The organism is Lacrimispora sp. (assembly GCF_032078915.1).
Taxonomy (GTDB): domain Bacteria; phylum Bacillota; class Clostridia; order Lachnospirales; family Lachnospiraceae; genus Lacrimispora.
In genome coordinates this window covers 57,610-81,607 of sequence record NZ_DAMAUN010000020.1, presented here as the reverse complement: position 1 = coordinate 81,607, position 23,998 = coordinate 57,610, and the positions used below count along the sequence as shown (strand labels likewise).

The following is a 23,998-nucleotide window of genomic DNA, read 5'->3' as shown; positions in this document are numbered from 1 at the left end:
CGCCAATACACTTGGAGAATTGTGCAAGGTCTTTGCAGATTCTCCGGAACGAAATGTTTTATTCTACTGGCTTTATGCAGCGGCCTTTACTTTACAGATTTACTTTGACTTTTCCGGATACAGTGATATGGCAATCGGTTTAGGCAAGATATTTGGCTTTGATTTTCAGGAGAATTTCAATTATCCGTTTATTTCCCAAAGCATTACTGAATTCTGGCGCAGGTGGCATATGTCCCTGGGAACCTGGTTTAAGGATTATTTATACATTCCTTTAGGAGGAAACCGTGTTGGCCGGACGCGCTGGCTCTTTAATATTTTTTTGGTATGGATGCTGACCGGCTTATGGCACGGCGCTGCATGGAATTTTGTTATATGGGGAATGTTATTTGCTGTTCTCCTGATGCTTGAGAAGCTGTGGCTCGGCAGTTTCTTAAAGAAAATGCCGAAAAGCATTTCTCATTTGTATGTCATGCTTCTTGTAATCATAAGCTTCGTCATATTTGATGCGCCTGATCTGAGTACAACAGCAGAACGGCTTCGTTCCATGTTCGGGATGAGCGGTCTGCCGCTCACAGGAGTCCAGTCAGCCTATTATTTAAGAAGCTATCTTATCCTATTTGTGATAGCCATAACCGGAAGTACTGATTTGCCAAAGAGAGTCATAGGCAGGATCCGCAAAACACCATTTGGAGCAATTGCCCTAGCTGGGGCAGAGCCTGTGGTATGTGTGGCACTGCTTCTGCTGACAACGGCATACTTAATCGATGCTTCCTTTAATCCATTTCTGTATTTTCGCTTTTAAGGAGGGCAGGAATGAAGAATAGAAAAACAAATCGGATGTTAGTGATTCTGGTAGGGACGGTATGGTTTCTTCTGGCACTTTCTTCCTGGCTTTCACCAACACAGGAAATATCAGCCAGCGAAAGAAGAAAGCTTGCCGGGTTTCCGGAATTTACCTTAAAAAGCTTTGCCACGGGAGATTTTATGGAGGGCTTTGAGCAATATGCCAAAGACCAGTTTCCCTGCAGATTTTTATATCGTACCATAAAAGCGTATGTCAAGTTTTATCCATTGGGTCAGAAGGATAATAACGGCATCTATATTCAGGACGGCTACGCCGTAAAAATGGAATACCCCTTGAATGAAGCTTCCATTCAAAAAGCGGCGGAAAAGTTCCGGTATCTTTATGAAAAGTATATGGATGGTAATAACGTAAAAACATATCTGACCATTGTTCCTGACAAGGGGTATTTTCTCTCTCAGGCAAATGGCTATCCATCCATGGACTACCAGAAGCTGTTTGAAATGATGAAGGCGGATACAGACTTTGCGAAGTATATCGATCTATCGGATATTTTGGAAATCGATGATTATTATAAGACAGATATTCACTGGAAGCAGGAGAGGATTACTAAGGCTGCGGATAAAATCCGTAATGCTTTAGGAAAAGAGAAGGAAAGCGCCGGACAATATAAGGAAATCGAAGTAGAAAAACCCTTTTACGGAGTATATTATGGGCATTCTGCCCTTCCCATGAAACCGGACAAACTGAAATACCTTACCAGTGATCTCATAGATGCCTGTACGGTTTATAATTGGGAGACAGGAAAAACCACGTCCGTGTATGATACCCAAAAGCTTACAGGGAATGATCCTTATGATGTGTATTTATCCGGTGCGGCGGCCCTTTTGGAAATCACCAATCCAAATGTAAAAAACGGAAAAGAGCTGGTGATATTCCGGGATTCCTTTGGAAGCAGCCTGGCGCCCCTTTTGCTTGACGGGTATTCCAAAGTGACCATGGTTGATATCCGTTACATTGCCAGTGATTTGATCGGTGATTATATTACCTTTGATGATCAGGATGTGCTTTTTGTATACAGTACTTCGGTACTAAATTCCAGTGCAATGTTCAAATAGGGCAGATTATAATCTGCTTTTAAATATTTATCGCAGCTATCATACGAAAGGAAGGCTGAGGGGATGAAAAAACTAGACAGAGAATTCTATAACAGGGATTCGGTCCTGGTTGCCAGGGAGCTATTGGGAAAGGTGCTTGTCCACGAGATTGAGGGACAGAGACTCGCCGTTAAGATTATAGAGGCAGAGGCATATATGGGCGTTGAAGATAAGGCTGCCCATTCTTACGGCGGAAAGAGGACACCAAGAGTGGAGATCATGTATGGAGATCCCGGTTATGCTTATATGTTTCTTATCTATGGGATGTACTGCTGCTTCAATGTGGTAACAAGGGAGAAGGGGACCCCGCAGGCAGTTTTAATAAGGGCTGCTGAGCCATTGGAGGGATTCCAGTGGATGGCGCAGCAGAGATATGGAAAGCCTTATGAGGAGCTGTCCAAAAGCCAGTTAAAGGGCTTTACAAACGGGCCGGGAAAGCTGTGTAAGGCATTATCCCTGGACCGAAGCCATAACGGCATAGACTTATGCGGTGATCAGATATATCTTGAGGAGGGCACAGGAGAGAACTTTCATATCATAGCCACAAAACGTGTGGGAATTGACTATGCTGAGGAAGCAAAAGACTACCTTTGGCGATTTTATATAGAAGGGCGCCTGTAGGTGCTTTAAAATATTTTCCATAAGAAACAAAGAATCTGCAATGCAGATTCTTCAGGCCGTCGGCATTTGATCTGTTGACGGCTTTTTAATATCTTTTTATCGTAATAGGACCATGTTATCAGGGTTGTATCAGTCAGCTTTTATCGCCGCCATTTGTTCAGCTCCCCACTCTTTTATCGCCATTAGAGCAGGTATCAATTTTTTACCTGCCTCCGTGATAGAATATTCCACATGAGGCGGTATTTCAGAATATTGGTTACGATACACAAGGCCGTTTTCCTCAAGTTCTTTCAAACAACGAGTGAGCATGATATTAGTAATGCCGTTTGTTTTTCTTTTCAATTCATTATATCGCAGATCAGATTGCGATAAATACCATAAAATAGGCATTCTCCATTTCCCGCCAATAACATTCAGCGCATATAGTACAGGGCAATTATTATCGTATAAATTATCTTTCAATGTAAATACCTCATTCCTAAAATAGCTAAGGCACAAAAAAGTGCGTACTTGCTTTTTTGTCTCCTCTGCTTATAATCATAAATTACAGATTGATTTTTGTAAAGGGGGATTTAAATGCCAAAGGTAATCGCAATAAATGGTAGTCCGAGAAAAGATAATAATACGGCAACACTTTTAAAAGAAGCTCTAAAGGGAGCTGAGTCCGCAGGCGCTCAAACGGAGCTGGTTCATCTTTATGACATGACATATAAAGGTTGTGTCAGCTGTTTTGCCTGCAAACGAAAAGGAAATACTCAGCTAGGCAGATGTTTTATGAAAGACGACTTAACAACGATTCTCGAACAAATAATGGAAAGTGATGCTCTGATTTTGGGATCGCCAATTTATCTTGGTGATGTTACTGGAGCCATACGTTCGTTCATGGAAAGGCTTTACTTTTCAAATCTTTCTTATGATAGTACGGAGAATCGTTCAGTCTGCAAAAAAAGCATTTCGACGGCTTTTATCTATACGATGGGTGTAACCGCGGAGCAAATGGAGCAGTACGGCTATAAAACGATGTTTAATCTTCACGAATTGTATATGTCACTTCTGAAAGGTAAGGTTGAACGGCTTGTATCTTACGATGCTTACCAGTTTGACAATTATTCAGACTATGCCGCATCTAATTTTGATGAAACGCACAAGGCGAAAATTCACTTAGAACAATTTCCAAAAGACTGTCAGAATGCTTTTGAATTGGGATATAGAATAGTTGATTGCTGATTCAAATAAAGGAAGAGGTCATCAAATGCAGGTACATAAAATTGTAACTCCTGTTTATGTTAATGATTTAGAAAGCACAATTGCTTATTATGAAGAATTTTTGAACAAAAAAGTAACTAACAGATTTTCATACAAGGAAAAGGGACTAGATATTGCGGTTATAGATACATTACTTATCATTGCCGGAAATGAGGAGGCTCTTAAATCTGTTAATTCAATATCTCTGTCTATTTTGGTTGATAATATAAAAGAATGCAGGCAATGGCTCCTTGCTCATGGGGCAACGATTGTAGAAGATATAACAAATGTGCCAACGGGTTTTAATATGATCGTACAACAGCCTGATAATTTGACTGTAGAAATCGTTGAACATGTCAAGCATTAAGAAATTTTCTGAATTATTTATATGTTATAAGACTTTAAAACTGAAATGAAAGGAGACTATATGGAACTATCAAAGGTAATTGCAACAAGAAAATCTACTCGTAAGTATAAAGAAGACCAGATTTCACGGGAAGAACTAGATGCTATATTACTAGCAGGAAGTTCTGCTCCTGTTGGTATGGGAGCATACAATGATCTTCATTACACTGTGATTCAAAACAAGGAATTGCTGCTTAAAATATCAAAAGCCTGTGCCAAAGCCATAGGAAATCCTGATTTGAATCTTCTTTACGGTGTGCCTACACTTGTTATACTTTCATCAGTAAAAGAACTTCGGTTTCCGGGCGCTGAGTATGCCAATGCGGGCTGTATGATTGAGAACATGCTATTAACAGCGACCGACCTCAATGTTGGCAGTGTTTATTTAATGGGATTTCTTTTAGGGCTTCAAACTGAGCCTGAACTCATTACCCAACTTGATTTGCCCGATGGATTTTCTCCTGTTTCGGCTGTTGGGCTTGGTTATCCTTTAGAACCATTCACAGAGAAGGAAATGAAAATGAAAATTGATGTAAATATAATATCTTAAAATAACCTTAGATAAACGTATAATAAGCAAAATGTTTTTAGCTGATAGTTTCCCATTATACCATAAATATTTAGCGTATACAGATGAAAAAGTATACGCTATTTTTGTACGCTCCCCCAAGAAACAACAGAAATGAAATTGCTTCTTGATTTTGAACAAACCAAGAAGCAATAAGCCAAGAATCTGAAGAGCCTGCAAAGCAGACTATTGTGTCGGTTACTTTTTTCTTGCTGAAATGATCAGCATCATGGGCCTGCGAAGCTCATTTTCCATGCCTTCCACGGTTTGAAGCAGGTGTTCTGATGGCTGAGGCTCCACAACACCGGTTAGTTCAAAACCTGCCTGTATCAGACCATTCAAATAGGTGGTCAGGGTCTTATGATATTTCGTAACATTTTCTCCAAGGAAGCTGGCCTGTCTCTGTCCCTCAAAAAAGTAATTGTCGACCGGAAAGTGAAGGATCTTTCCGGTTTCATCGTAATACCATTCCTGACTGCCATAAGCTGTAAAAACCGGATGCTCTACAGAAAAGACAAAATCACCGCCCTTTATAAGGCAGCAGGAGACCTTTTCAACAATCTGTTCAAAAAATTCTAAATAGTGGAACGCAAGAGAGCTTATGACTGCATCAAATGAATTCTCACTGAATGATATCTCTTCTATTGGCATGTGGTGATAGCAGATTTTATCACTTGTCTTTTCCTTTGCAATTGCAAGCATTTTTTCGGAAATGTCAATGCCTGTGACTGCTTTGGCCCCATGCTCTACGGCATACTGACAATGCCAGCCAAATCCACAGCCCAAATCCAGAACCCGCCTGTCTTTAAATTCAGGCAGCATTGATTCAAGAGTCTTCCATTCCCCTGCACCGGCAAGTCCTTTTGTGGAGCGGTCCATTTGGCTGTATTTTTCAAAGAATGCTTTGTTATCGTAAGGATTCTGTTTCATTGTTGCTTTCTCCTCTTCCTGCATTTTTATCGCATACCCCCATGGATATGTTTCTTTTATTTGAAGATTTAAAAGGATTATAGCATAATTATCTGTAAAAAGCTCTAAAATTCCAATCATAGCTCGCGGCAGCTATAGGTTTGTCCGATATTATTCTGCAGTTCTGGCACATGGAAAAAAGGATGAATATATAGTATATAAGTAGGAATTACTATTGTTATTATATAAGATTTAGTGTAAAATTTATATAGCATTTATCCCATGATTTTGGGGACCGGTCCATGCCTGGACTGATTTGCAAAACGACTAGTGGAAGGAGGCCATTATTCTGGAGAAAGAACATTTTTCAATCCGGCATCCTGGAATGATCGGAGAAGAAAGATTCAGGAAGTATGCAGTTCTGATTCCCCTGATTCATATTTCAGGGGTTACTTATTTATTATTTGAAAAAAGGTCTAATGAGTTAAAGCGGCAGCCGGGAGAGGTTTGTTTTCCAGGCGGAAAGCTTGAAGCCGGGGAATCCCTTCAGGAATGTGCGGTACGTGAGACAGTTGAAGAACTGAACATACTGCCGCAGCAGATTGAAGTGATGGGACCTGGAGATATTTATCTGTCACCCTTTCACTTAATGATCCATCCTTTTATAGGCGTTATAAGTGATTATCAGGACACATTCAGCAGAGATGAAGTAGAAGAGGTCATAAAAATACCACTGGATTATCTCCGCAGTCAGGAACCGGAGAGATTTGTGAGTAAACTGATTTCGGAGCCGCCGGAAGATTTTCCGTATGAATGGATACCGGGAGGGGTAAAATACCCTTGGGCAAAAGGAACTTATGACGTCTTGTTTTATAAATATGAAGACTGGATCATATGGGGTATGACGGCTCAGATCGTAGAGTCAGCGGTGAAGCTGATGGAAGAATATCAAATCATTTGATTCCATGACAGAGAAAAAGACAGTTTTTATACGTCTAAAGAGAGGTGTTTTCTATGAAGAAAGAAATTTATCTGGCAGGCGGCTGCTTTTGGGGAACAGAAAAGTATCTGGAAAATATCCCGGGCATCCTGTTTACAGAGGTGGGATATGCCAATGGCAGTACAGAGAATCCGACTTACAAAGAAGTGTGCAGCCATGATACCGGACATGCAGAAACGGTGAAGGTGGAATACGACGACAGCATCATAGGCCTTACCTATTTGCTCCAGCTTTATTATGATGTGATCAATCCCATAAGCGTGAACCGCCAGGGAGGCGATGTTGGTTCCCAGTACCGGACAGGAATTTATTTCACGGATGACAGGGATGAGACGGTGATCCTGGATTCCATAAATGAGCTTCAGAAAAAATATAAAGAAAAAATAGCGATTGAAGTGAAACCTCTTTCCAGTTACTACCGGGCAGAGGAGTACCATCAGAAATATCTGGACAAAAACCCAGGCGGATACTGCCATATTGGTACCGATAAATTTGAAAAGGCAAAGAAGGCAGAGGATAAAAGCAAGAAATACGGAAAAAGAACATCGGAAGAATTGAAAGAAAACTTAACGAGCCTGCAGTTTGAAGTAACACAGAACAGTGCAACGGAGCCTCCCTTTCAAAATGAATATTTTGATAAATTCGAAGAGGGAATTTATGTAGATATTACAACAGGGGAGCCGCTTTTTATGTCGACTGATAAATTTGAGTCAGGCTGCGGCTGGCCCAGCTTTTCTAAGCCGATTGACTTAGGAACTCTGAATAACATTGAGGACCGGAGCTTTGGAAGGATTCGTACGGAAGTGAGGAGCAAGCTGGGAGATGCCCATCTGGGACATGTATTTGAAGATGGTCCTATAGACCGTGGAGGACTGCGCTATTGTATTAACAGCGCTTCTTTAAAGTTTATTCCCAAAGAAAAGATGGAGAAAGAAGGATACGGAGATTATTTAAAGCTGTTTTAATGGCAGGACTGAAAGAATGATGCGGAAGAAGAATGAAGGATGATTAATGAAATACTGAAATTTAATAAAGAATTTGTTGAAAACAAAGGATATGTAAAATATATTACCAATAAGTTTCCGGATAAAAAAGTCGCCATTGTATCCTGTATGGACACTAGATTAACGGAATTACTGCCGATGGCCCTTGGGCTTAAAAACGGGGATGCAAAAATCATCAAAAATGCCGGTGGAATTATATCCCACCCATTTGGAAGTGCCATGAGAAGCCTGCTGATCGGTATTTATGAATTGGATGTCAAGGAAATCCTCGTAATCGGCCATACCGATTGTGGGGCCAGACATACGGACAGCAGGAAAATCATTGAAAAAATGAAACAGCGTGGAATCGAACAAAAGAATATCGACCTGGTAAAATACTATGGCATTGATTTTGATTCATGGCTGGGAGGATTTAAGGATCTGGATTTATCCATTAAAAAGTCCGTTGAGCTGATACGCAACCATCCCTTTGTCCCGGAGGAGATCCTGATACACGGTCTGGTAATAGATTCTGTTACAGGAGAATTAAGAAAGGTCATTTAAGAAGCGGATGCCGGCGATAGTATGGGATAAAGTAACCACTAAATTGTACTTGAGAGGAGATAGGGATGAAATTAGGTATCGTTGGATCAGGAATGATTGTAAAGGAGTTTCTGCCAATCGTTCATTATTTGGATAAGGTGGAGCTTGCGGCCATTTGCTGTACGAAAAGAAGTGAAGCAGTGGGAAGAGAGCTGGGTGAAAAATATAATATAAAACATATTTTTACAGATTATCAGGACTTCTTAAGCAGTGATGTGGATACGGTTTATGTGGCTCTGCCTAATCATCTGCACTTCCAGTTTACGAAAGAGGCACTGGAGGCAGGAAAGCATGTGATTGTAGAAAAGCCCTTTACCACAACCTTTAAAGAAGCTCAGATATTAAGCGGGCTGGCAAGAGAGAAAAAGCTGTTTTTATTTGAAGCGGTTACAACCCTTTATCTGCCCAATTATAAAAGAATAAAAGAGCTGCTGCCATCCCTGGGAAATATAAAAATCGTTCAGTTCAACTATTCCCAGTATTCCAGAAGATATGACAGCTTCAAAGAAGGCTGCATTCTGCCCGCCTTTGACCCCAATTGTTCCGGCGGTGCGCTCATGGACATTAATATTTATAACATCCATTATGTTGCAGGATTATTTGGAAGGCCGCTTAAGGTGGAATACTTCCCCAATGTGGAGAGAGGGATTGATACCTCGGGAATCTTGATTTTGGACTACGGTACTTTTAAATGCACCTGTATAGGCGCAAAGGACTGCAAGGCTCCTGCCGTAAATTATATCCAGGGGGAGAAGGGGGTCATCCGTCAGGAGACGCCTGCCAGCATCTGCAGAGGCTTTGAAATCATCATGAATGATGAGACGAAAACCCTTGTAAATGAAGATGATTTCGATCACCGGATGGTGAATGAATTTATGGAATTCCAGGATATGATCTGCGGTCATGATCTGGAAAGGTGCTATCAGCTCCTGGACCACACCCTGCTTGTAAGCGAAATCCAGACAACTGCAAGACATAAGGGAGGAATCCGGTTCCCGGCAGATGAGGAAATTTAAGACGGGGTTATCTGTGGTGTTAAAATATTTTTAGTAATTGACAATTACTCCTGCCTGTGTTATTATTGCGGAAATAGTGAAAAGGCAATGAAGAGAAATAGTACATATACAATGAATTTCAGAGAGAAGATGGTTGGTGCGAATCTTTATTTTAGTATATCGAAGCAGTCTCGGAGCTTTGAACCGAAAAATGGTTTCCCTGATTCCAGGGAGATGGTTTAGTAGGCTTCAACGTTTTCCCACGTTACAGGGGCACGATATGATGGTATCGTAGAGAGTGCAGAGATTTCTCTGAATTTAGGTGGTAACACGGATTGTACATTCGCCCTAAACGTTTCGACGTTTAGGGCGTTTTTTTATTACCTTCACTTATTAAATTACATAGAAAGAGGAGAGCAATGATGAGAAATTTTGAAAAATCCAGTAAGCTGGATCATGTGTGTTATGATATCAGGGGCCCGGTCATGGATGAAGCAAACCGGATGATCGATCAGGGAGTTGATATATTAAAATTAAATATAGGAAATCCGGCTCCCTTTGGTTTTCGTGCGCCGGAGGAACTGCTTAAGCGAATGAACGAAAACCTGTCCCATACGGAAGGCTACTCGGATTCCAAAGGGCTGCTGTCAGCCAGAAGGGCCATCGTAAAATACTGTCAGAAAAAAGGGATCGAACAGGTCACTGTGGATGATGTATACACGGGAAACGGCGTAAGCGAGCTGATCACCTTAGCCATGCAGGGGCTGTTAAATTGTGGGGATGAGATTCTGGTCCCTTCTCCGGACTATCCTTTATGGACTGCTTCCGTAACCCTTTCGGGAGGAACCGCTGTCCATTACATGTGCGACGAAGGGGCGGAGTGGTACCCGGATATCAACGATATCAAAAGTAAAATTACAAGCAGAACCAAGGGGATCGTCATCATCAACCCCAACAATCCCACCGGTACCCTGTATCCCAGGAAAGTCCTTAAGGAGATTGTGGAAGTATGCCGGAAACATGGGCTGATCATCTTTGCAGATGAAATTTATGACAGGCTTGTTTTTGACGGCCTGGAACATGTATCCATTGCCTCTCTGGCACCGGATCTTTTGACCGTCACATTCAACGGCCTTTCAAAGTCCCATTTAATCGCAGGATACCGCTGCGGCTGGATGAGCCTTTGCGGCGATAAATCCTTTGCTAAAGGCTATGTGGAAGGGATAAACCTGTTGTCCTCCATGAGGCTTTGCTCCAATGTTCCTGCCCAGTCCGTGATCGAAGCTGCACTGGAAATGGAAGAGGAAACAAAACAGTTGATGATACCGGGCGGGAGAATATACGAACAGAGAGAATACACCTGCCAGGCGTTAAATGAGATTCCGGGAATTTCCGTCATAAAGCCCAAAGCAGCCTTTTACATGTTTCCTAAAATCAATACCGGTAAATTTAATATCTATGATGATGAAAAGTTTGTATTAGACTTTTTAAAGGATAAGAAGATCCTGCTGACTCATGGGGGCGGGTTCCACTGGGAAAAACCGGATCATTTCCGGGTCGTTTACCTTCCGGAGCTAAGCCAGTTAAAAATGGCATGTGACAAGCTGTCGGATTTCATGTCCTATTACATACAAAAATAGTGATAAAAGAGCATTGGAAACAGCCTGTATTCCAGCTGCCCAATGCTCTTTAAGTGTTAATGCTGTTCTGTCAGTTTGAGATAATTTTTAAACTCTTTGTTCCAGCCTGCAAACAGATCATTCTTCCGGTGGTCGGTTAAGTCGGTGTGCTCTGTTAAATATTTTCCCATATAGTCTGACACTTTTTTTGCTCCAAAGTAATTTAAGTGATCCCCGTCATCCCGGGAATCTTTTGCCCAGTCAATGCCCAGGGTATCGATGTCTAAATTTAAGTCGATGTAAGTCAGCTGATTTTCGTTGGCAAAAGCTGCGGCTGCATTGTGCTTGGCGTAGGACCAGCACTTTGGCGACGGCGCGCTGTATAGGATCAGCTGGATATCCTTATCCCTGCACAGGCCTGCGATTTTGTTTAAGTATAATAAGGGCTGCTCGTCGATCACATAAACATCGTCTGTTTCAGTGACATAAGGTCCGCGTTTGTAGGGATTCACGATTGCGCTGTACTGATATCCCTTATATACCGTAATTTGCTCCTGCGTTATCTTATGGCCTAAAGATTTCAGCATATAAAAATGAAAGTATTTCCAGTTGTCATGGTATTTGTAAATAGGAAATATTTTTTTGACTGTTTCTTCGATGGAAGTTTCAAGGGTATTGATGTATTTAAAATCCCGGTAAAATGTATTGGTTTCAAGGAAAACAACCTTTGGATGCTGGTTTTTAAGCACCCGCTCCAATAGATAGTAAGTATCCTGAAGCTGCTGGCTTGGGACGCCGCAGTTATATCCTGTGTAGCCATAATCATTCCATACCTCCATGGGTGAAATGCTGGCGCTGCATTCGCTGTCCCCGATCGCCACATAGTCTATGGTATTTCTGGGTTCCTTTAGGATGCCGTTTGCCTTTTTATACAGGCTGTCTCCCATGTTATTGTAGGGAATCAGCAGGTAGGAGGCAATGTATAATAAAAGAAAAAGTCCGGTTAAAAATGATATTGTTTTTATCCTGTTTTTGCTCTTCATCTCATCACCCCTTAAAATCCGGCATAAATCAGTTTTGCAGGTATATATCCGTCGCCGTAAGCCCCCAATACTATGACAAGAAGGATAGCGGCGTAAAGAAAGCTCCAGCGGGCGAACATATTCCAGCCGGAAATACTATCACGAATAGAGATCCCACGTTCATGGATCACGCCCACGGTATATACCGTAAGAAAACCAAAGAATACGGCAATGAAATCAGGCAGAGACAAACCAAGCTTAAGGAGTGAACCGTCAGTGACCGCAGACCAGTGGAAGCCGGTAAAAATGGACCGGAACATATTCATGCCGGTGGTCAGATTGTTGGCCCGGAAGAAAAGTTCTCCCGTAAAAACAATGAAAAGCAGCTTCACTGTCTGAAAACTCCTGTACAAGCAGCTGGTCCGGTCGATCCTTAAGGTACTTGTAATCCTTTGGACCGCCGGTTCCAACAGATTCCCCATGAGAATGAGGACAAAATAATACATTCCAAAGAAAATATAGTTCCAGCCCGTTCCATGCCACAGTCCGTTTAAGATCCACACGCCAAACAGAGCGGCAGAAGAAGAGATGATCTGCCCAAAATGCTTTCCGAATTTAGCCCGTGATTTCTTTCCAAGATTCTTGACAAATTTGGTTAGGGATATGGGATAAAAGATATAATCCTTTAACCAGGCGCCAAGGGTGATATGCCAGCGTCTCCAGAATTCCGATGCGGTTTTGGAGAAAAAGGGCTGACGGAAGTTTTCGGGAATGGTTACTCCAAACATTTCTCCTGTACCGATGGTCATGTCAATGCAGCCGGAAAAATCCGCATATAGCTGAAAGGTATATAAAACGGCACCTGCGATAACGATGATCCCGCCGTAATGATTGGGGGTGTCGAAGATCGTTTCCACAAGCAGATTAAGACGGTCTGCAATAACAAGCTTTTTAAATAATCCCCATATGATCCGCTGAAGGCCGTAAGCGACGTTCTTGTATTCCAAAGGTTTTCCCTGACAGAGGGCTTTGGCAGTCTGAGAGTAGCGGCAGATAGGACCTTCCAACAGGGTTGGAAAAAAGGAGAGATACAAGGCCAGTCTGCCTAAATTGTCATCAGCCTCTATTTTTTCATAATAAACGTCGATCAGGTACGAGATCGCCTGCAGGGTGTAAAATGAGATACCGATAGGCAGGGCAAACTTCATGGCAGGCAGAAGCCTTGGGAAAGAGATGGCTTTTAACACCAGGTTAAAGTTTTCAAAAAAGAAACCAGAGTATTTTAAAATCAATAAAAAGCTAAGCTGCAATCCGATCCCAAGCCATAAGATCCTGCGGCATTTGGCCTCATAGGCTGCTTTTTCTGCCTTTTTATTCTCAGGGGCGTGAGCCGCCGATCGAAAGTCCTTTTTACAGGAAGTAAGCCATAGACCGATGTGGTGAATGGAAAGGGTGGAAAAAAGCAGGTATACCAGCAGCTTTCCGCTAAAAGAAAGAAAAAAGACATAACTGGCAGTAAGCAGTACTTTATAACGGAAGCTTTGGGGTGCAAGCTGGTAGGCCAGCAATACAACCGGCAAAAAGATGAAAAGGTACAGGAGTGAATTGTAGGCCATCTTTTATTCCTCTTTTAACCGATGGATCATATCCCAAATTGCCTGTGCAGAGTTAAAATTAGCGGGTACCATGTCTATGGGAGTGATCTCAATGCCAAATGCATCTTCAAGCTCCGGAATGAGAGAGAGAATGGAAAATGAGTCTAAGAGTGCTCCGTCAATGAGCCTTGTTTCTGTTTCATAATCAATTCCTGGGTTAATATCGTTTAAGATCTCTAATAATTGTTCCATGGTTTTGTCTCCTTTATAGTTGAAAATAATTTAAAACATTCGTTTGTAAATGAGGTCTTGCAATACGGAAGCTGTCTCTTGCAGAATAAAGAAGGATCTGGGGTAGATCCCGGCTTAAAAATAAGGACATGCCTTCTGTTGCTGAATAAGCACCGGTTTTTTGAAAAATAAGCCGGTCTCCGGTCTGCAGGTTTTGAAAAGGATATTTCTTTACAAGCACATCATTCACCGTGCAAAGAGAGCCGCAGACCGTCCAATCTTTTTTCTCTCCTTCCCGGTGATTAAAAGGAAGGATAGGCGGCTTTTTCATGGCCAGCATTTGCCCGTAATAATTTAGCTGGTGGATACCGCCGTCAACAATGCAGTAGGACTCTCCCTTGTTTGTTTTCTGATCCACCACGCTGGTCACGTAGAAACCGCAGGGGGCGGCGATAAATCTACCCAACTCCAGTGCGACCCTGCCGCCGAACGTAAGATTTTTGATAAACCCGGCAAGGCCATTTAACATCTGATCTTCCTCATTTTTCTCTTCTTCAAAATAGCAGACAGGAAGACCGGGACCATACTCCAGCCGTTTGACAGGAAAGCCGTATTCCTGATTTAAATCCCGGCAGAACTGGTCCAGCATATGAAGTTCGTTTTCCAGTTTTGCTACTGATTTCTTTTGGGTTCCGGAAAAGTACTGGATCCCTTCAATGGTTATAAATTCATGGGCGCCGCCTTCCATGATTTGCCGGATCAGGCTTTCATCCATACCGAACTGATTCCCGGAGGTCAGGCGGAGGAGGACGCGAATTGGTGTTTGAAGCATTGAGCTGCAGTCTGCAAGAATCTGCCAGTGGGAGAGGGACTCGGCGGTATAAATGATCTTATCTCCATAATGTTTCAACACGTATTCCAGGTCCTCATGCTTCTTATGTACACCGGACATGATAACTTTCCCCATATTGATTCCGGCTCTTTCGCAGATGGCGAATTCACCGGGAGAGCAGACCTCAAAGGAATCCACCACTTCCTCTAAATCCTTAATTACAAATGGATTGGCCTTCATGGCATAGCATAATTCCACGTCCTCTCCAAGGACACCCCTGATTTTTCTGACCTGTTCAGCCAGGATATCCGTATCAAAAATGTAGAAAGGGGTTTGGTACTCATGAATGTCATATTCAAACCTCATCTCGTTCATGGCTGTTTTCCTTTCCGCACTTCCAATAATTTTTTTCTGTCTATTTTTCCGTTGGCGGTGACTGGCAGTTCCGGCAGGGAATAAAACGCGGATGGAACCATATAAACCGGAAGGGATTCCCTCATCCGTACAGAAATTTCCCTTCCTTCCATCTCTCCAACATAAAATGCCCCGATCCGGTTTTTCTCCTCATCAAAGACGCAGCATGCCCGCTGAATGAGAGGGTAGCTGTTTAAGACGGCTTCGATTTCTTCCAGCTCTATGCGGTGTCCCATATGCTTGATCTGAAAGTCCTTGCGTCCGGCAAAGCAAAGCTCCCCGTTCTCATGATAGAAGGCCAGATCCCCGGTCCGGTAAATCGTTTCCAGGCAGTGAGCGTTAAGGGGATTCTGGACAAATACCTTTTTTGTCTGCTCCGGATTGTTATAATATCCCAGGGCCAATGCGGTTCCGGATACGCAAAGCTCTCCAATCTGGTCCTTTTCTGTGACCAGTTTGTCATCCTGATCCAAAAGGAAGACCTTTTCATTGGGAAATGCCTTTCCTATGGGAAGGGTTTCATGGGCTTCAAATTTCCGGTCCACAGGATAGTAGGTACAGTTGCATGTGATTTCTGTAGGTCCGTATAAGTTTACGTATCTCGCATCAGGAAGGTATTTCTGCCAGGTTGTTAAATGCTTAACAGGCATTGCTTCACCGCTGAATAAGACTTTATTAACCCTGGAGGGGACCTTATAGGTAAACCCCTTTAATTGGGGTATCAGGCACAGGGCGGAAACCGCCCAGATCAGGGTCGTTACCTGGTGTTCGCATAAGAAGTCAAGGAGCTCCGTCGGAATGGAAAATAATTTTTTCGGGATAATGACCATGGTGGCTCCCACTTTAAGGGTGGAGTAAATATCCTTAACAGACACATCAAAGTCAAAGGGGGCCTGATTCCCGATTTTATCCTCCCCGGTTATTCCGAACATGGAAGGAAAATATTCCATAAAATCAATCACCGACCGGTGGCTGACCAATACCCCCTTAGGAACGCCGGTAGAGCCTGAGGTAAAGTTGCAGTACAGAGGATCGATATCCAGGGACAGATTGCGGATGAGCTTTAGGGGATCCTCCCTGATTTCGCTATTCACCATCTCATGGTAATCAAACAGATTGCCGGAAAATTCCACGCCTTCCGGCAGGGCGCTGGAATCCCCTAAGGTGATGATGGAATCTGCTTCCAGCACCTTAAGAATCTGGCTGATCCGCACAGCAGGCTGCGCGGGGCTGATCAGTACATAAAAGCATCCGGCATATACAATGCCCATGAATGCGGTAAGAGCCTCCACGCTTTTATCCATAAAAACCACAACAGGGTTTCTGGGTGATTCATAACCGGAAAGAAAGCTGCCGATCCGTTTTGCATGTAATAACAGTTCCTTATAAGAGCAGCTGTTTGCCTGATCTGCCGCAGCAATTTTCTCCGGATAGATGCTTGCAGAGTGCTCAAGATACTCCAGTACGTTTCTCATGGGTTGTTACTCCTCTCTGTCTGGTTCGATTGGAAACGTCACACGGACTTTAAAATTTGTCCGGTTTTTTTGTATCTCAAAGGTACCATTCATCTGTTCTACTATTTTCAGGCAGGTTTTGAGTCCAATGTTGGTACTTTCTAAAAACATGCTGTCCCTGCGGATCTCATTGGAGATGGTGATAATCAGGTCATTGCCGTCTATATGGCTTTTGACAAAGACCGGTCCATCGCTGCCGGCGTATTTTCTTACATTGGAAAACAGATTATCGAATAATCGTCTTAAATATTGGATATCAGCGGTTATGCTGCAGGATTCCTCTGCAAATTCTGTTTTAACGTCAAGCCCCAGGTTGCCAAGATCAAATACGTATTCCATAAGCAGCTGCTGGAGAAGGATCTTAGCGTCAAAGGTCTCCAACTGCATCAATATCTTCTCTTTGCCGAACACAAGAAAATACTGGAACAGCCGGTCAGATAAATCCTTTAGCTGAATGGATTTATCCCTGCAGCTTTTGATGTATTTGTCAAACTGTTCTTCCGAATGATAGCTTTTTGAATCCAGTATTTCCAGGTAGCCGATCAGTGAAGTAAGGGGAGTCCTGATGTCATGGGACATGGAAGTGATCAGCTCACTGTTTGCTTCCCAGGCTTCTTTTTCGCTTTTATACCTTGTTATGATGGAATTTCTCATGTTATCCGCATTTTTTGCCAGCAATGCAATTTCATCGTTTCCTTTATAGAAAATCGGCTGCTCCAAATCCCCTTTTTCAATCAGGGATACCTCTTTTGACAAAAGCATGATCCGGGCAATGATCCGGTGGTTGTAGAAAATCAGGATCACAAACAGAAACAGGAAAAAGACTCCCCATGAAATATAAGTTACCAGGTTATACCATTTGATTTCCGAGGAATCAATGATGGATACGGAATAGGTGCCGTCGCTGAAGGAAATATCCCGTATGGCCTGTTTGCTGTCTTCCCCAATGGAGCTGGCGGTTTCATAGGGAGCGTATGCATCATTCCAGAATCCGGATTCGTAGATGATCTCGTTGCCGTTAAAAATAGTTACGTAAACGTATTTATGGTTCTTTACCCATTTGGAAATGGATCTGACATTTTTCACTGATATGTTATATTTATTAATGTAATTTTCAAACGAGTTTTGATAACCGGTCAATCGTTTCCAGGCGGCATCTTCATTCATATGGTTCCTGGATACCAGATAATCGCCAAAAGCCTGGGAGGCAAAGTACATCCCAAAGCTGATGACCGCGCCAAAGATCAATACAAATATTTGCTTATATCGTAAAGACGAGATCCACTTATGCTTCATCGATCTGATAGCCCTTTCCCCAAACGGTTCGTATGATGACAGGATTGTTAAAATCCAGTTCCAGTTTTTTCCGAAGCTTTAAAATGTGTACCATAACAGTATTCGTGGAAGAAGGGAGGAACTTATCATTCCATACGCCCTCGTAGATTGACTGTGCATCCTTGGCTTTTCCCCTGTTCTTGACCAGATACATCAAAACCTGGAACTCTGTGTCCGTAAGCTCGATTTTTTGATTTTCCCGATAGACAAAATGGCCTGCGGTATCGATCATAAGATCCTGCAGCCGGATTTCCGAACTATTGGAAGGAGGTGTTCCTTTCCCTTTATAAACAACATATCGTCTTAAAAGAGAACGGACCTTCATGAGAAGCTCTGCCTGTGAAAATGGTTTTACAAGATAATCATCACCGCCGTTTTCATAGGCTTCTGTTTTATCGCTTTCTTTTGACTTTGCGGTTAAAAACAAAACGGGGGCAGAAGATATCCCCCGGATCTGGGTACAGGCATCGATTCCTGATAAACCTGGCATCATGATGTCTAAAATAATAAGGTCAATATCAGGATTATCTGCGACTGCTGCGACTGCGTCACTTCCGTTTGCTGCTTCTGACACGGAATAGCCTTTGCTTTCCAGCTGAATGCGAAGGACTTCCCGGATGTCAGCATCATCATCCACTACCAATATCTGCTGCAATGTACACATGGATCGGCAGCCTCCTTTTATTATTTTAATATGAAAAATTATATCATTTATGGATAGAATAACAATGAAATCCAGGGGAATTAAGAATTATTAAGATTTGGTCCGCGAGTAAAAAAGACCGGTCAGGAAAGACCGGTCTTTGTGTCCTTTTTAGGGGAATATACCATGCCCATATAGGCATCGCCGGACCGCAGCTCATCTAGCATCTGGCCGATCCGCTTTCTGCGGGTTTCCGGACGCCTTGCCCTTGTGATCCAGCCGATATAATCATTTTTTTGATAGGGAGGACGGGCATTGTAGGCCTCTGTTAGATCCTCCTTTTGAAGCTCCGCCATTACATCGTCGGGCATGGGATAGCGGGGACGCAATGTCTTTTCCTTTGCTTTCCCCGCTTTTTTCTCTTCCAGAAGAACGGCCTGTTCGGCTGTCCGAAAGCGGACGATCCTTCCTATGAGTTCAAGGGGGAGGGGCTTGTCATATGGAAACTGGACCGTACCCTTTGAGTAATGGTATTCCTTCAGTTCTTCCTGAAAGGCATTGATGGCGGATGGAGCCGGATGAAATCCGACATGCTTTTTCCCTGCTGAGAAATGTACCAGATTGCCGTAATAGTCAAATGTGGCCATTCCCCAGCTGATTTTTTCCGTCGCTTCCGGTGCTGCCTCTTTTATGGTCTGGTACAGCTTTTCCAGAACAGGCTGTATGTCCAGGCGTTGGCCTGCAATGTATTCTCCAATGGTAGTTGGAAGCTTCTGTTCCATAGGATACCTCCTCTTTCTGCATCTTTGTTATATAATATCATATTTCCAATAATTTTGCCTGAAACCAACCCTGGTTATACGAAAATATTATGGAATTGTTGAAATTATGATATGATAAACATACCAGAGAAAGCAGCAAAGACGAAAGGTGGAAAACATATGGCCATTACGGAAAGCAATTCTGAAAACTGTGGTACCGGGATTATGAAAGAAGGTGAGGAATTAATACATGAGATGAATGAGAGCGCTCCGGCTTATGGAGAAGCAGCTATCTGGTGGCTAGGGCAGATGGGCTTTGCCGTAAAGCTTGCCGGCAGGATTTTTTATCTGGATGCGTTCTTATCCCAGCATCCAAACAGGAAGATACCGTCCCTGTTGAAGCCCGAGGAAGTGACCAATGCAGATTACTTTTTTGGCAGCCATGATCATACGGACCATATTGACAGGAAGGTCTGGCATCAGCTGTCAGTCAGCTCTCCTAATGCCAGATTCATAGTGCCAAAGCTGCTTATTCCTTCACTTTCCAATGATCTGCATATAAACCCGGACCGGTTCATTGGCCTTGACGATGGGATCACCCTGGAGCTTTTGGAGGGGATCCGCATAACAGGAATCGCGTCTGCCCATGAATTCCTTGACCAGGACCCGGCTACAGGTTCCTACCCCTATATGGGCTGTGTTTTGGAAGGCGGCGGATGCTCCCTGTATCATTCCGGCGACACCTGTGTTTATGAAGGAATGTACGGGAAGCTTAGGAAATTCGGGAAATTTGATGTAATGTTCCTTCCTATTAATGGGCGTGACGGCAGGAGATACAGAGAGAACATCATCGGCAACATGACGTATCAGGAAGCAGCGGATATGGCAGGGACTTTTCGGCCCGGCCTGGTCGTTCCGGCGCATTATGAGATGTTTGCTAAAAACAGTGAAGACCCATTGCTGTTTGCGGATTATCTTGCGGCCAAATATCCTGGCATAAACCACTGGATCGGCAGGCATGGAGAGAAGTTTCTGATTAAGCGTTAAGTGAATAGAAAAGGGCATCCGAAGGACTATTTGGATGCCTTTTTCTATTAATTTAACGGTTTCTTCACACTCCGATTTCTGTAAAGAAATTAAGAATTCGTTAAAGAATCGTATATTTTCTTTGGAAGTATGTTAAGAAGTTGTATATATTTTTGCAAAAATACATAATTTATTCCTGTATTTTTCCGTTTTATTCTAATTTGTTAGGAACTCTCACTTTCTTTTGAATTGATTTTTTATACTGTGTTTTTAGGTGTAAAAACTGTGTAAATTGTACATAAAACAAAACATTGACAACCACTTTTAGTGTGATATAATGAGCACGAATTAATCGATGATGCGGTAAAGAGCATACAGCTGGAGAATTTTGACGGTATCGTTGATTTTTTTTATTCTCAATTGTGACAGATATAATAAAACAAAAGCAAGGTGATGAGTGTATGGGTGCGATTACAGTATTGATTTTATTTCCATTGGCTGCAGCGTTAGGAATCTTACTGGTCAAAAATGATGAGGTAAGAAATATGATCGTCAGGGTAGGAGCCGTAGGTACGGCTGTTTTGACACTGACAGTTGTAGGGTTATATTTTAAGAGCGGAATTGCTTTGTCCTTCCGTTTGGAAAAGGCAATTGAGGTTATCATGGCAATTACAGAGACGGCAGTCGCTGTGTATGTAATCTCCATCGGAATCAGGTATAAAAAGTATGTTATTTCGGTTTTGTCGTTTGTACAGGCGGCTGCAATGCTTTGTTTTGAATTTACGGTAAAACATAATATTGAAGTTAAGCAAGCCATGATTTTCGACAAACTTACGGCAATTATGGTACTGGTTATTGGACTGGTAGGGAGCCTGATTTGTATTTATGCCGTGGGATATATGAAGACTTACCATATCCACCACAAAGAATACAAAGAAAGGAAAGGTTTCTTCTTCGCAGTTCTATTTTTATTCCTTTCTGCCATGTTTGGAATCGTATTGAGCAATAATCTTACCTGGATGTATTTTTGCTGGGAGCTTACGACACTTTGCTCCTTCCTGCTGATCGGTTATACAAGGACAAAAGAAGCCAGAGACAATTCCTTCCGTGCCCTGGTGATTAATCTGGGCGGCGGCATTGCTTTTGCGGCTGGGATCATTTTCATCGGCATTTATTATAAAACCTTGGAATTGTCAGTGGTCACTTCCATGAAGCCGGAAGCGGCAATGATGATACCCGTATTTTTCCTGTCCCTGGCTGCATTGACCAAATCAGCCCAGCTTCCATTTTCCTCCTGGCTTCTCGGAGCAATGGTGGCACCAACTCCTTCTTCCGCTTTGCTGCATTCCGCCACTATGGTAAAAGCAGGTGTGTACTTAATCATCCGTCTTGCGCCACTGTTAGGATCGACTCCTGTTGGAAGAACCGTAACCTTTGTGGGAGGAATCACGTTTCTTGCCTGTTCCCTGATGGCTATTTCCCAAAGTGACGCCAAGAAGATTTTAGCTTATTCCACTTTGGCAAACCTAGGGCTCATCGTAATATGCGCCAGCATCGGAACCCAGGAATCCTTATGGGCTGCCATTCTTTTGATCATATTCCATGCAGTATCCAAATCCCTGCTTTTTATATCCGTTGGTTCCATCGAGCATCAGATCGGAAACCGGGATGTGGAAAACATGGATGTCCTCCTTGGGATTTCAAAAAAGCTAGCGCTCTATATGATGATCGGTATTGCCGGAATGTTTCTTGCCCCCTTTGGAATGCTGATATCAAAATGGGTAGCCATGAAGGCGTTTATTGATTCCAATAACGTTATCACTGTTATTATTCTGGCCTATGGAAGCGCCGCCACCTTGTTTTACTGGACAAAGTGGATGGGGAAACTGGTTTCAAGGGCCAATATGAACCAGCAGATTGAGAGCAAATTCCACCTGGATGAGGAGATTCCTATTACAATCCTTGCGGGAATGGTCGTGGTATCCTGCTTTACCTTTCCGCTGATATCAAAATACGCTCTGATTCCTTATCTGACGGAGGTATTTGGAAAGACGGCTTTGATCCCCATCGGAACGAGTGATATTAAGCTGATGCTGTGCATGCTTAGTATGCTCATCCTTCTGCCGATCAGTTTTATTCCGATGTATAAAAATGATAAAAGAAGAAAAGTTCCGGTTTATATGGCAGGAGAAAACACCGGAGATAACGAAACCTTCTACGGAGCCATGAATGAAAAACGAAAGATGGAACTGAGCAACTGGTATATGGAAGATTATTTCGGCCCCAAGAGATTAACTCCATGGAGTGATATGATAGCTGCCGCAATTTTAGTTGGCGGAATCATAATGATGATAGGAGGAATGGCGTAATATGAATATTTTAATCATGATAGGGATCGCCGTGCTTGCTCCTCTGGCCGGAGGGCTGCTGACAGGAATTGACCGTATTATATCAGCCAGGCTTCAGGGGAGACAGGGACCGCCCTTATTTCAGCCATTTTATGATGTACTGAAGCTGTGTCAGAAGGAATCCATTGAGGTAAATTCCATGCACCGTTTCTTCGTGTATATCTCCCTTGCATTCGTGGTATTCACCACGGTGATCCTGCTTTCAGGGGGAGATATCCTGTTAGCGATATTTGCCCTGACTCTTGGCTCTGTATTTTTCGTATTAGGCGGCTATGCATCCAATTCTCCTTATAACACCATTGGTTCGGAAAGGGAATTGCTGCAGATCATGGCTTATGAGCCAATGGTACTGCTTACCTGCGTTGGCCTTTACTATGCGGAGAACAGTTTTTTTGTAAGGGATATCGTAATGGCGCAAACGCCCTCGATCATCTATCTTCCGGGAGTGTTTGTTGGACTTTTGTTTATCCTGACATTTAAGCTTAGAAAATCCCCCTTTGATTTAAGCATGTCCCATCATGGACATCAGGAAATCGTAAAGGGAATTACCACCGAGTATTCCGGTAAGGATCTGGCTGTGATTGAGGTAACTCACTGGTATGAGGTGATTATTACTCTGGCTCTTGTGTATGTGTTTTTTGCAACGGCTGCGCCGATGAGCCGTGTGTTTGCGGTCATCGTATGCCTGTTTGTTTATTTTCTTGAAATCATCATAGATAACGGAGCTGCCAGGGTGAAATGGCAGCAGGCTCTTAAATCAGCGTGGATCGTAACCGGAATCATGGGCACGGTGAACTTAATCATCCTGTCATTTTTCAGATAAATTCCCGGCAGATCATGAAAGCTGCCAAGAGGCGGAATGGAGGATATTATGAGTGTTGTAAAAAAATCGCCATGGATTCTGCATTATGACGGAACCAGCTGCAATGGCTGTGACATAGAGGTACTGGCATGTCTTACGCCTCTTTATGATGTGGAGCGTTTTGGAATCATCAATACAGGCAATCCGAAGCATGCGGATATTTTACTAATTACCGGCAGCGTAAATGAGCAGAATATCCCAGTTGTAAAGCAGCTGTATGAACAGATGCCTGATCCAAAGGCAGTGGTGGCTGTTGGAATCTGCGCCACCTCAGGAGGCATATTTGCAGAGTGCTATAACGTGGTTGGCGGAGTAGGGAAGGTGATCCCGGTGGATGTTTACGTGCCGGGCTGTGCAGCTCGTCCGGAATCGATTATTGATGGCGTTGTGAAAGCGCTTGATATTCTGGAAGAAAAGAGAAAGAAACATTGATTCATTAGGAGGCAAA

The 23,998-nt window shown here is 42.9% G+C and carries 25 protein-coding genes and 1 other annotated feature; of the genes, 15 read left to right on the top strand and 10 right to left on the bottom strand.

Annotated features, from left to right (window positions below; genetic code table 11):
• The 3 genes from RT269_RS10530 to RT269_RS10520 form a co-directional block, all read left to right on the top strand.
• On the top strand, nt 1–802 hold an 802-nt coding region (locus RT269_RS10530; protein WP_313182454.1), incomplete at its 5' end, for an MBOAT family O-acyltransferase.
• A gap of 11 nt (nt 803–813) precedes the next feature.
• Nucleotides 814–1,920: a DHHW family protein gene (locus RT269_RS10525; protein WP_313182452.1), complete on the top strand. Its 1,107-nt coding sequence runs from the start codon at nt 814–816 to the stop codon at nt 1,918–1,920.
• A gap of 63 nt (nt 1,921–1,983) precedes the next feature.
• Nucleotides 1,984–2,580 carry a DNA-3-methyladenine glycosylase gene (locus RT269_RS10520; RefSeq protein WP_313182450.1) on the top strand — a complete coding sequence of 199 codons (597 nt, stop codon included), beginning with the start codon at nt 1,984–1,986 and terminating at the stop codon, nt 2,578–2,580.
• Between the two features lie 129 nt (nt 2,581–2,709).
• Here RT269_RS10520 and RT269_RS10515 read toward each other — a convergent pair whose 3' ends face one another.
• Nucleotides 2,710–3,042: a winged helix-turn-helix transcriptional regulator gene (locus RT269_RS10515; protein WP_313182449.1), complete on the bottom strand. Its 333-nt coding sequence runs from the start codon at nt 3,040–3,042 to the stop codon at nt 2,710–2,712.
• A 114-nt stretch (nt 3,043–3,156) separates the two neighbouring features.
• Here RT269_RS10515 and RT269_RS10510 point away from each other — a divergent pair, with 114 nt between their 5' ends.
• The 3 genes from RT269_RS10510 to RT269_RS10500 are packed head-to-tail and all read left to right on the top strand — an operon-like array spanning nt 3,157 to nt 4,780.
• On the top strand, nt 3,157–3,807 hold the full coding sequence (locus RT269_RS10510) for a flavodoxin family protein (RefSeq protein ID WP_313182447.1): 651 nt from the start codon (nt 3,157–3,159) through the stop codon (nt 3,805–3,807).
• Complete coding sequence (locus tag RT269_RS10505) at nt 3,797–4,192, top strand: VOC family protein (protein WP_313182446.1); 396 nt, start codon at nt 3,797–3,799, stop codon at nt 4,190–4,192. Before RT269_RS10510 ends, RT269_RS10505 begins: the two co-directional genes overlap by 11 nt.
• 60 nt (nt 4,193–4,252) lie before the next feature.
• Nucleotides 4,253–4,780 carry a nitroreductase family protein gene (locus tag RT269_RS10500; protein ID WP_313182444.1) on the top strand — a complete coding sequence of 176 codons (528 nt, stop codon included), beginning with the start codon at nt 4,253–4,255 and terminating at the stop codon, nt 4,778–4,780.
• Between the two features lie 216 nt (nt 4,781–4,996).
• On the opposite strand, the gene RT269_RS10495 is transcribed toward RT269_RS10500, so the two are convergent.
• Nucleotides 4,997–5,728 (bottom strand): class I SAM-dependent methyltransferase, encoded by a 732-nt coding sequence (locus RT269_RS10495; RefSeq protein ID WP_313182442.1) that lies wholly within the window; start codon nt 5,726–5,728, stop codon nt 4,997–4,999.
• A 364-nt stretch (nt 5,729–6,092) separates the two neighbouring features.
• Between RT269_RS10495 and RT269_RS10490 the strand changes: the two genes are divergently transcribed.
• The 5 genes from RT269_RS10490 (at nt 6,093) to RT269_RS10470 (ending at nt 10,928) form a co-directional block, all read left to right on the top strand.
• Complete coding sequence (locus tag RT269_RS10490; RefSeq protein ID WP_313182440.1) at nt 6,093–6,668, top strand: NUDIX hydrolase; 576 nt, start codon at nt 6,093–6,095, stop codon at nt 6,666–6,668.
• A gap of 53 nt (nt 6,669–6,721) precedes the next feature.
• On the top strand, nt 6,722–7,672 hold the full coding sequence (gene msrB / locus RT269_RS10485; protein WP_313182438.1) for a peptide-methionine (R)-S-oxide reductase MsrB: 951 nt from the start codon (nt 6,722–6,724) through the stop codon (nt 7,670–7,672).
• A 39-nt stretch (nt 7,673–7,711) separates the two neighbouring features.
• Nucleotides 7,712–8,254 (top strand): beta-class carbonic anhydrase, encoded by a 543-nt coding sequence (locus RT269_RS10480; protein WP_313182436.1) that lies wholly within the window; start codon nt 7,712–7,714, stop codon nt 8,252–8,254.
• A gap of 65 nt (nt 8,255–8,319) precedes the next feature.
• Nucleotides 8,320–9,309: a Gfo/Idh/MocA family protein gene (locus RT269_RS10475; protein ID WP_313182435.1), complete on the top strand. Its 990-nt coding sequence runs from the start codon at nt 8,320–8,322 to the stop codon at nt 9,307–9,309.
• A gap of 78 nt (nt 9,310–9,387) precedes the next feature.
• Nucleotides 9,388–9,642: a binding site (T-box leader), on the top strand.
• A gap of 68 nt (nt 9,643–9,710) precedes the next feature.
• On the top strand, nt 9,711–10,928 hold the full coding sequence (locus RT269_RS10470; protein ID WP_313182457.1) for an aminotransferase class I/II-fold pyridoxal phosphate-dependent enzyme: 1,218 nt from the start codon (nt 9,711–9,713) through the stop codon (nt 10,926–10,928).
• Nucleotides 10,929–10,984: 56 nt separating this feature from the next.
• Here RT269_RS10470 and RT269_RS10465 read toward each other — a convergent pair whose 3' ends face one another.
• The 8 genes from RT269_RS10465 to RT269_RS10430 all read right to left on the bottom strand — a co-directional run bounded on the left by RT269_RS10465 (nt 10,985) and on the right by RT269_RS10430 (nt 19,275).
• Nucleotides 10,985–11,950, bottom strand: coding sequence for a hypothetical protein (locus tag RT269_RS10465; RefSeq protein WP_313182433.1), 966 nt, complete (start codon nt 11,948–11,950; stop codon nt 10,985–10,987).
• 11 nt (nt 11,951–11,961) lie between these two features.
• Nucleotides 11,962–13,545 carry an MBOAT family O-acyltransferase gene (locus RT269_RS10460; RefSeq protein WP_313182431.1) on the bottom strand — a complete coding sequence of 528 codons (1,584 nt, stop codon included), beginning with the start codon at nt 13,543–13,545 and terminating at the stop codon, nt 11,962–11,964.
• A 3-nt stretch (nt 13,546–13,548) separates the two neighbouring features.
• The gene (locus RT269_RS10455; RefSeq protein ID WP_313182430.1) at nt 13,549–13,776 is read right to left on the bottom strand and encodes an acyl carrier protein; all 228 of its coding nucleotides are present in this window, start codon (nt 13,774–13,776) and stop codon (nt 13,549–13,551) included.
• Nucleotides 13,777–13,789: 13 nt separating this feature from the next.
• Nucleotides 13,790–14,962 carry a diaminopimelate decarboxylase family protein gene (locus RT269_RS10450; RefSeq protein ID WP_313182428.1) on the bottom strand — a complete coding sequence of 391 codons (1,173 nt, stop codon included), beginning with the start codon at nt 14,960–14,962 and terminating at the stop codon, nt 13,790–13,792.
• Entirely contained in the window at nt 14,959–16,476 is a 1,518-nt protein-coding gene (locus RT269_RS10445; protein WP_313182426.1) for an amino acid adenylation domain-containing protein, read from the bottom strand. The genes RT269_RS10450 and RT269_RS10445 overlap by 4 nt, the downstream gene beginning before the upstream one ends.
• A gap of 6 nt (nt 16,477–16,482) precedes the next feature.
• A complete protein-coding gene (locus RT269_RS10440; RefSeq protein WP_313182425.1) occupies nt 16,483–17,811 on the bottom strand; it encodes a HAMP domain-containing sensor histidine kinase in 1,329 nt (442 codons plus the stop codon).
• Nucleotides 17,801–18,514, bottom strand: a complete 714-nt coding sequence (locus RT269_RS10435) for a response regulator transcription factor (protein ID WP_313182423.1) — start codon at nt 18,512–18,514, stop codon at nt 17,801–17,803. Before RT269_RS10435 ends, RT269_RS10440 begins: the two co-directional genes overlap by 11 nt.
• A 122-nt stretch (nt 18,515–18,636) precedes the next feature.
• Nucleotides 18,637–19,275, bottom strand: coding sequence for a DUF1801 domain-containing protein (locus RT269_RS10430; RefSeq protein ID WP_313182421.1), 639 nt, complete (start codon nt 19,273–19,275; stop codon nt 18,637–18,639).
• A gap of 159 nt (nt 19,276–19,434) precedes the next feature.
• Here RT269_RS10430 and RT269_RS10425 point away from each other — a divergent pair, with 159 nt between their 5' ends.
• From RT269_RS10425 to RT269_RS10410, 4 genes are all read left to right on the top strand, one after another.
• Nucleotides 19,435–20,301, top strand: coding sequence for an MBL fold metallo-hydrolase (locus RT269_RS10425; protein WP_313182419.1), 867 nt, complete (start codon nt 19,435–19,437; stop codon nt 20,299–20,301).
• A 440-nt stretch (nt 20,302–20,741) separates the two neighbouring features.
• Nucleotides 20,742–22,649 carry an NADH-quinone oxidoreductase subunit 5 family protein gene (locus RT269_RS10420; RefSeq protein WP_313182417.1) on the top strand — a complete coding sequence of 636 codons (1,908 nt, stop codon included), beginning with the start codon at nt 20,742–20,744 and terminating at the stop codon, nt 22,647–22,649.
• Nucleotide 22,650: 1 nt separating this feature from the next.
• Complete coding sequence (locus tag RT269_RS10415; RefSeq protein ID WP_313182416.1) at nt 22,651–23,511, top strand: respiratory chain complex I subunit 1 family protein; 861 nt, start codon at nt 22,651–22,653, stop codon at nt 23,509–23,511.
• Nucleotides 23,512–23,559: 48 nt separating this feature from the next.
• Nucleotides 23,560–23,982 carry an NADH-quinone oxidoreductase subunit B family protein gene (locus tag RT269_RS10410; protein ID WP_100303978.1) on the top strand — a complete coding sequence of 141 codons (423 nt, stop codon included), beginning with the start codon at nt 23,560–23,562 and terminating at the stop codon, nt 23,980–23,982.
• Nucleotides 23,983–23,998: the final 16 nt, after the last annotated feature.